6 protein-coding genes are annotated in these 7,166 nt (G+C 57.1%); 3 read left to right on the top strand and 3 right to left on the bottom strand.

All coding sequences use genetic code 11. The features are described from left to right. Positions 1–344: 344 nt before the first annotated feature. Genes G491_RS34120 through G491_RS0117030 form a run of 3 tightly spaced genes read right to left on the bottom strand, consistent with a single transcriptional unit; the run spans position 345 to position 2,228 of the window. The gene (locus G491_RS34120) at positions 345–695 is read right to left on the bottom strand and encodes a 4Fe-4S dicluster domain-containing protein (protein ID WP_051327333.1); all 351 of its coding nucleotides are present in this window, start codon (positions 693–695) and stop codon (positions 345–347) included. Position 696: 1 nt separating this feature from the next. Next, positions 697–1,458 carry a nitroreductase family protein gene (locus G491_RS0117035; protein WP_028315450.1) on the bottom strand — a complete coding sequence of 254 codons (762 nt, stop codon included), beginning with the start codon at positions 1,456–1,458 and terminating at the stop codon, positions 697–699. An 11-nt stretch (positions 1,459–1,469) separates the two neighbouring features. Further along, a complete protein-coding gene (locus G491_RS0117030) occupies positions 1,470–2,228 on the bottom strand; it encodes a FadR/GntR family transcriptional regulator (RefSeq protein WP_169829459.1) in 759 nt (252 codons plus the stop codon). Between the two features lie 242 nt (positions 2,229–2,470). On the opposite strand from G491_RS0117030, the gene G491_RS0117025 reads away from it, so the two are divergent. Genes G491_RS0117025 through G491_RS0117015 form a run of 3 tightly spaced genes read left to right on the top strand, consistent with a single transcriptional unit; the run spans position 2,471 to position 7,159 of the window. Then, on the top strand, positions 2,471–3,886 hold the full coding sequence (locus G491_RS0117025) for a thiolase family protein (protein WP_028315449.1): 1,416 nt from the start codon (positions 2,471–2,473) through the stop codon (positions 3,884–3,886). An 11-nt stretch (positions 3,887–3,897) separates the two neighbouring features. Beyond that, positions 3,898–5,622, top strand: a complete 1,725-nt coding sequence (locus G491_RS0117020; RefSeq protein ID WP_248635423.1) for an AMP-binding protein — start codon at positions 3,898–3,900, stop codon at positions 5,620–5,622. A 31-nt stretch (positions 5,623–5,653) separates the two neighbouring features. Further along, positions 5,654–7,159 carry an acyl-CoA dehydrogenase family protein gene (locus G491_RS0117015; protein ID WP_028315447.1) on the top strand — a complete coding sequence of 502 codons (1,506 nt, stop codon included), beginning with the start codon at positions 5,654–5,656 and terminating at the stop codon, positions 7,157–7,159. The last annotated feature ends 7 nt before the right edge of the window (positions 7,160–7,166 follow it).

The following is a 7,166-nucleotide window of genomic DNA, read 5'->3' as shown; positions in this document are numbered from 1 at the left end:
TCTCTCCCTTTGGAAGACAGCTTATGCAGTATTTTATCCACCGCCGCCGTGTTGTTAGGCCATGTTCCGAACATGTCAACCTCTCCGCTTGCCCCTTCCGCCGTTGCTGCAACGATGCTTTCTTTGTGGACATCCATTCCGACATAAAGTACCTTGTTCATGACCCCTCCTTGATGTGGCTCTGAGTGATTGAAAACTAACAGCTTCCAATTACTTAACCCACGGTTTCAAGGAGCGGGTCAACCCCCTTGGCCTGAATCGCCGCCCGTATTACCCATAATATCTACATAAATAAATAATTCATAAATCGCAGGCTGGATAGCGCTTCGACAACGCCCGCCTTCTCAATATTTTTTCGGGAAGCTCATGTCCGCAGTCTGGTGCAGGTGCAAGTAGAATTTGGTGGGCAAGAAGGCCGACGTAACGGCAATCGCCCCTTCCGGACAGGCCGCCGCACAGCAGCCGCACCCAATGCAGCCGGTGATGTCCGGCACGATTTCCTCCAGGTAAGGCAGGGGCTTTTTCTTTCCCTTTGCGCCCCGGTCCATGACAATGGACCGCCCCGGACAAATGACGGTGCACAGCCGGCACCGCACGCATTTTTCATCGGAGAAGTCCAGATTTGCGGTCACAAGCTGTTTGGGGTCGAAATAATCCGGGATGTTAAACCGGTCAAGCGCGCTAAGTTTTTTCATGTCACCCTCCCTGCCTTTCGACTCTGGGAGGCTCGTCCATGCCCCCTTCGTACCAGGTCACCAACTGCATTTCCCGTTTGACCTCGCCGTCGTAATCCCCCTTGGGCCAGCCAAGAGCAATGCACTCATTGCATTCGTAAGGCCATTTGAGGTCGAAAAACTTCCGCCATTTGGGATAGTAAAACAGGAGTTTGACAAGCCCGATCCAGCACGCGCCCGCGCCCATGGAGTGGGCCGTCAGCACCATGTGCTCCCCGCAAACGCCCATGTCAAGGGGAGGGCATGACACTCCCCGTTTGTCCTGGAACAGTAAAATCAGGGTTGGCGCGCCGTGAAACACGCCCGTTTTGCCGTCAGCAATGAGCTTGAGCAGGGAGAACGGCACAGGGTGCAGTTCGTTGGGCTTAAGGCGGATCATGAGACGGGTGTACCACGAAGTGTATTTCCTGCGGAACTCGCTTCGGGAGTTATCCAGAAAGAACATCATGATTTTGGCCATCTTGACGGCGTCCGCCTCCATCTCGGCCAGGATTTCCGGGTTATTAACCACCGCGAACTTCCACGGCTGCTGGTTGCCTGCGGACGGCGCAAAACGCCCGGCTTCAAGAATCCGGCGAATCATGGAGTCGGGCAAAGGCTCTTTTTTAAAAGCCCGGATGCTGCGGCGTTCGAATATGACTTTTTCCAGCGGGTTCCATTCCATCCCCTCCTTGTACACACCCAAGGGAGATAGATCCTCCATTTCCATCTTCCTGCGCGGCATGGTCCCTCCTTTTAAATGAAGCCCGTCTTGTCCAGGGCGTCCTTGTATTCCTCCAGCATGGCTTCGGCGGCGCCGTTGCTGCTTCTGGTCTTTTTAATGGCCGCGCGATGCGCTTCCAAAACCTGGGCGTAATGATCGGCCAGCTGCTCAGCGGTCATGGCGCCCGAAGCCCAGTCCTTAACCAAAGCCCGTTTGATTTCCACATGAAGCCGCACGGTGTCATCGTCCACCCGGTCGTAAAAGGCCTTGACCATGTTGCGGCGGATGGTGCGTGAGGCGTTGGAGTAAAGCATGATCACCATATTGCCGGTGGCCCGGGCGATCCGCTCTTCTGCCAACAGGTCCAGTTCCACAATTTTATCCCTGTCGTGCACATGCTCCAGTTCCTCGTCCAGCAAGGCCATGAGGTCCCGCATATCCCGGGGAGACGCCTTTTTAGAGGACATCTTTAACAAGACCGGGAAATAGGCCCCCCAGAATTCCCACATCTCGTCCATCAGATAATCGTCCACCACCGAGTCCGGGGCGGTCAAGTCGTCCGACTCCACCACCAGTTGCAAAAAATCAGGCCCGGCGTGGTGGGTGTAATCCTTTACATAAATGCCGTCCCCCTGGCGGATGTCCAACACCCCCATGGATTCCAAATGCTTCAGGGCGATCCGCAGGGAGGTCCTGTCAATCTCCATATCCTGGGAAAGCTGCCGCTCGCTGGGCAGCTTGTCGCCCGCGTGCAGACGGCGGGTAAAAATGTCTTTTGCTAATTGATTCACAGCTTTTTCGTGCTTCTGCATCCTGGTTTAGACCCCTCTTTGCTTGATGCTGAAAATTTTTGCTTGACACACTTCGCCAAATTGGTTTAACCAATTAATCAGAATTGATCAGATGAGTCAAGCAAAATTCTAAAGCCAACCTCGGCGGTCTTTCTTTGCCTTGGAAAAGACCGCGTTCCGGAAAGCGCTCAAGCCTACATAATCTTTCCGGGAAAATCAAAGCCATACCGGGGGGATCCGCCATGCGAGACGTTTATGTGGTGGGAGTGCACACCATACAATTCGGCAAGTATCTGGAGCATAGCGTAAAAGACCTGGCCGCCATGACCTTCAAGGGCTGCCTGGAGGACGCGGGACTGGAAAAGGATGACATCCAGGCTTTGTGGTTCTCCAATTCAGGCTGGGGCGATAAAGGCCAGGCCTGCATCCGGGGCCAGGTGGCCTTGCGGCATATCGGACTGGACAAAATTCCCATAACCAATGTGGAAAACGCCTGCGCCAGCGCGTCCACGGCCCTGCATAACGCCTGGATGGGCGTGGGGTCGGGCCTGTACGACGTAACCATGGCCCTGGGCGCTGAAAAGCTGTACCACTCGAACCGGGCGGCTGTTTTCGCCGGATTTCTGGGCGGCATAGACATAGAAAACTGCGCGGACATCGTGGAGGGACTCACCGATTTTCAGTTGAACGCTGACGATCTGCGTCAGATGAAGGAGTTCCAGGAAAGATACGCCGGCGCCAACGGGTCCGGCAAAAAGTCCAAAAGCAAACCCAAATTGCCCGCCCGCTTAAAGGGCCGGGCAAAGGACCTTTGGGATAACCTGACCGTGGCCATCCGCCTTGGGGAGGCCATCGGGTACGACAAGGTCCGTAAACTGGCGGCGGTAAATTCCGGCGATCATTCCCCCTTTATGGACGTGTACGGATTTGCCGCCCGCCAACACATGAAGCAGTTCGGCAGCACGGTGGAGCAACTGGCCGTGATCGCCTCCAAGAATCATTTCAACTCCACCCTGAATCCCAACGCGCAATACCGGTTTGAGGTAAGCGTGGATCAGGTTTTGGCGGACCGTCTGGTAACGTGGCCCCTGACCCGGTCCATGTGCGCGCCCATCGGCGACGGGGCGGCTTCGGCCATTGTGTGTTCCGGCCCCATGGTCCGCAAGCTGGGCCTGCAAAAGCAGGCGGTCAAGATTCGCGCTTCCGTATTGGGGTCAGGCATGGATCGGCCGCACGGGTTTGACCAGCCGGAGATCGGGGAGCGGCTTTCCAAAATCGCCTACGAAAAAGCCGGGGTTGGGCCGGATGAAATCAACCTGGCTGAAGTTCACGACGCCACGGCATACGGGGAAATGCGCCAGGCGGAGAATCTGGGCTTCTGCCCGATCGGGGAGGGCGGAATTTTCGCCGAGTCCGGCGCCACCAAACTGGACGGACAGATTCCCATCAACACCAGCGGCGGGCTGACCTCCCGCGGCCATCCCATCGGCGCTTCCGGCCTTGCTCAGATTCACGAGCTGACGGTCCAGTTGCGCCGGCAGGCCGGAGGCCGGCAGATTGACGGCCCCCAGCTGGGCCTTGCGGAAAATGGAGGCGGCGCCCTGGGCGCGGAGGAAGCGGCCATGTGCATCCATATCTTGGAAGCGCCGGCCAAATAAGGAGCAGGAAGATGAACGAACAATTGCAGGAATTGAAATTTCTGGCCCAGAAACTCCGGCTCGCCCGCCGGGGCGTGGGCTCTTTCGTCAAGTTCCTGGGGGCGGAGGCCAAAAGGGGAACCCTTGCCGCCAACCTGGCCGGGCTGCGCCAGGGAGGCATGGCGCACGACATGTCCTGGGCGGAGCTATTGGAGGAAAAGGCGGCAAAGCATCCGGACCGGATCATGCTTCGCTATAAAGAAGAATGTTACACCTACCGGCAAATGGATGAAAACGCCAACCGCACGGCCAATTTCCTGCTGCATCTCGGCGCGGAGCAAAAAGCGGGGCTAGGGATTTTTATGCGCAACTCGCCCCGCTTCCTGGATTTGTATTTCGCCGCTCAAAAGCTGGGCATGTACGTGGTGCCCATCAATTGCGAGCTGCGGGGCGACGGCCTGCAATATGTGATCAATCATAGCGACATCAAATTCCTGGCCTGCGACGCGGAGCTGGCCGAACCGGTCATGACGGTTCGCGATCAGTTGAAAAGCCTCAAAAGTATTATCGTGGACGACGTGGAGGAGGAAGCCGGGGCTTTTGACATCCCCGAGGGTGTGGATCTTCTTTCCAAAGCCTGGCATCCGCTGGCGTCCACCCGCGATCCCCGCATCGGATACGCGGACCGGTCGGACAAATGCATGATCATGTACACCTCGGGCACCACCGGGCGTCCCAAAGGGGTGGTGTACAAGGTGAATACATCCCGGGTGAAACTGCTTTCCCTCATGGCGGGGGTGCTGCTGAACAAAAACGACGTGTATTACACGTCTTTCTCCCTGGCCCACGGCAACGCCATGCTTTTGACTGTCACCCTTTCCATGGCCATGGGCGGGACCATCGCCCTGGCGCGCCGGTTCTCGGCCAGCCGGTTCTGGCATGACATCCGAAGATTCGACGTCACCGTGTTCAACACCATCGGCTCCATCATCCCCATTTTAATGAAGCAGCCCGAAAGGCCGGACGACCGCGTCAACAAAGTGCGCTTCGTCCTGTCCGCAGCCTGCCCGACCGACATGTGGAAGCCCTTTGAAAAACGCTTTGGCGTGACCATTTACGAAGGTTACGGCGCCGTGGACAGCGGCGGCAAAGGCATCATGAATTTCGGCACGGCTCCCGTGGGCGCTTTGGGCAAGCTGTCCAAACGCATGGGCGTTACCCGCATTATCGACGATAAAGGCCAGGACTGCCAGCCCGGCGAGCCCGGCGAATTGATTTTTCAGGTCAAGGGGGACGGCCAGGGCGTGCCCTATTACAAAAACGAAAAAGCCACCAACGAGAAGGTGCGGGACGGCTGGATGTACACGGGCGACAAGGTCCGTACGGACAAGCGCGGCTACGTGTACTTTGTGGGCCGGAATACGGAGTCCATGCGTAAAGGCGGGGAAAACGTCTCCGCTTACGAGGTGGAGCACGTGATCATGAAGCATCCGGCCGTGGAAGACGTGGCGGTCTACGCCGTGCCTTCGGACCTGGCCGAGGACGAAATCATGGCCGCGGTCAAGCTGGTGAACGGCGCTCCCTTCGCCCCCGGAGATCTTCGGGACTTTCTTTCCGACAAAATCGCCAAGTTCGCCGTGCCCCGATACGTGCGGGTTGTGGAGGATTTTCCCATGACCAACTCGCACCGGGTCATCAAAAGAGTCCTGGAGCAGGAAGGCGTAACGCCCGACGCATTCGACGCACTCAATCCTTAATCAGCCGCTCGGCGGCCCGCGAGGTAAACCCATGACATACCAACCCTGTACACCGGATTACGCGCGATGCGCGCCGGACCTGAACGACGTGGCGGCCAATTTGGTCTGCGCCCACGCTACGCCCAGGGCTTTGATAAAAGAAACCCGGGAGGTGGTGGACATAGCCAGACGGTTCAACAAGGAGGTCGTGCGGCCGTACGCCCTGGAGCTCGACCGCAAGCTGCACGAAGACCCGGATTTTCTCCCTTGGGATTTTGTAAAGAAAGCCAATGACTGGGGCTTTTACACCATGTGGATTCCCCGCCTTTTCGGCGGCAAGGGGTATTTCATGCACTCCATGAGCGCCTTTGTGGAGGAAATCGGCTCCGCCTGCACGGCCATGGCAAACCTCATCGGCGTGCATTACCTTGGCATGGCCACTCTGGCGGCCAGTTGGAACGCGCCCTTGATGATGAAAATCTTCCGGGACGTGGCCGCCGGGGAAAAAGCGGGCGATCCCCGCATCATATCCCTGGCTATCACCGAACCCAGCGCGGGCACGGACGTGGAGGAGCCGGACCTTATCGACAAAGGCAATATTACTTGCCATGCCAAAAAGGTGGATGGCGGGTATGTGGTCAACGGAACCAAAATTTTTATTTCTAACGGCCATTTGTCCAAGTGGCACGTGGTCATCGCCTATTCCGACCTGGACCTTCCCTCGCAAAACACCGTGTGCATGTTGGTGCAGACCGGGCAGAAAGGCTTTTCTTTCGGCCGTCACGAGAAAAAAATGGGGCAGCGGGCGTGCCCGGCCAGCGAACTGGTTTTCAAGGACTGCTTTGTACCGGATAACATGGTCGCCCTGGATCCCGAACAAATCAAGGACTTGAAGCGGGACGCCAAACACACCTTTCAGCAGGTTTTGGACTATGTGCTGGGCGCCACCCGCGCGGGAGTGGCCGCGTTTGCAACAGGCGCGGCCCGGGGCGCATATGAAGAAGCCCTGGCTTTCGCCAACGAAACCGAGGTGGACGGCAGACTGCTTGCCAATCATGAATGGGCGCAATGCATGCTGGCCGAAATGTATAAAAACGTCAACCTGGCCCGGCTGGCTTATATGGAAACCAACCATCATAACGCCAGCTCCGGCATTTACAAGTCCATGCTTTCCAAGGGCATGTTCCAGTTTTCAAAATACGCGCCCCAGTTTTTTGTGGATAAAATCGCGCCGACGCTCCTGGGAAATAGCCTGACAACCAAATGGCTGCGCAAGCAGAGCTTCGACAGTCAGCCGGAAGACGAAATGCGTCGCACATCGGGATGGGGCTCTTTGGCCAAGTTCTCGGGCACGGACCTGGGCATGAAAAACTGCCACATGGCCCTGGAGCTTATGGGGCAGGCGGGGTTGCGCCACGATCAAAGGGTGGAGAAGCATTTTCGCGACGCCAAGCTCTTGCAGATCTACGAGGGAACCAATCAGTTGAACCGGTTAAACCTTTTCAAATGCCTTATCAGCCGGGCGTGTCCGCAGTCCTGCGTTTTTCACGACGCCTAAAACCCGG

The sequence above is a fragment of the Desulfatibacillum aliphaticivorans DSM 15576 genome, assembly GCF_000429905.1.
Taxonomy (GTDB): domain Bacteria; phylum Desulfobacterota; class Desulfobacteria; order Desulfobacterales; family Desulfatibacillaceae; genus Desulfatibacillum; species Desulfatibacillum aliphaticivorans.
The sequence above is the reverse complement of the archived record's forward strand: the minus strand, read 5'-3'. Positions and strand labels throughout refer to the sequence as shown.

Bases quoted from the DNA above. Each gene is read 5' to 3' on its own strand.
- G491_RS0117025 (WP_028315449.1), top strand. From the start codon at position 2,471: ATGCGAGACGTTTATGTGGTGGGAGTGCACACCATACAATTCGGCAAG.
- G491_RS0117035 (WP_028315450.1), bottom strand. From the start codon at position 1,458: ATGCCGCGCAGGAAGATGGAAATGGAGGATCTATCTCCCTTGGGTGTG.
- G491_RS0117015 (WP_028315447.1), top strand. From the start codon at position 5,654: ATGACATACCAACCCTGTACACCGGATTACGCGCGATGCGCGCCGGAC.
- G491_RS0117020 (WP_248635423.1), top strand. From the start codon at position 3,898: ATGAACGAACAATTGCAGGAATTGAAATTTCTGGCCCAGAAACTCCGG.
- G491_RS34120 (WP_051327333.1), bottom strand. From the start codon at position 695: ATGAAAAAACTTAGCGCGCTTGACCGGTTTAACATCCCGGATTATTTC.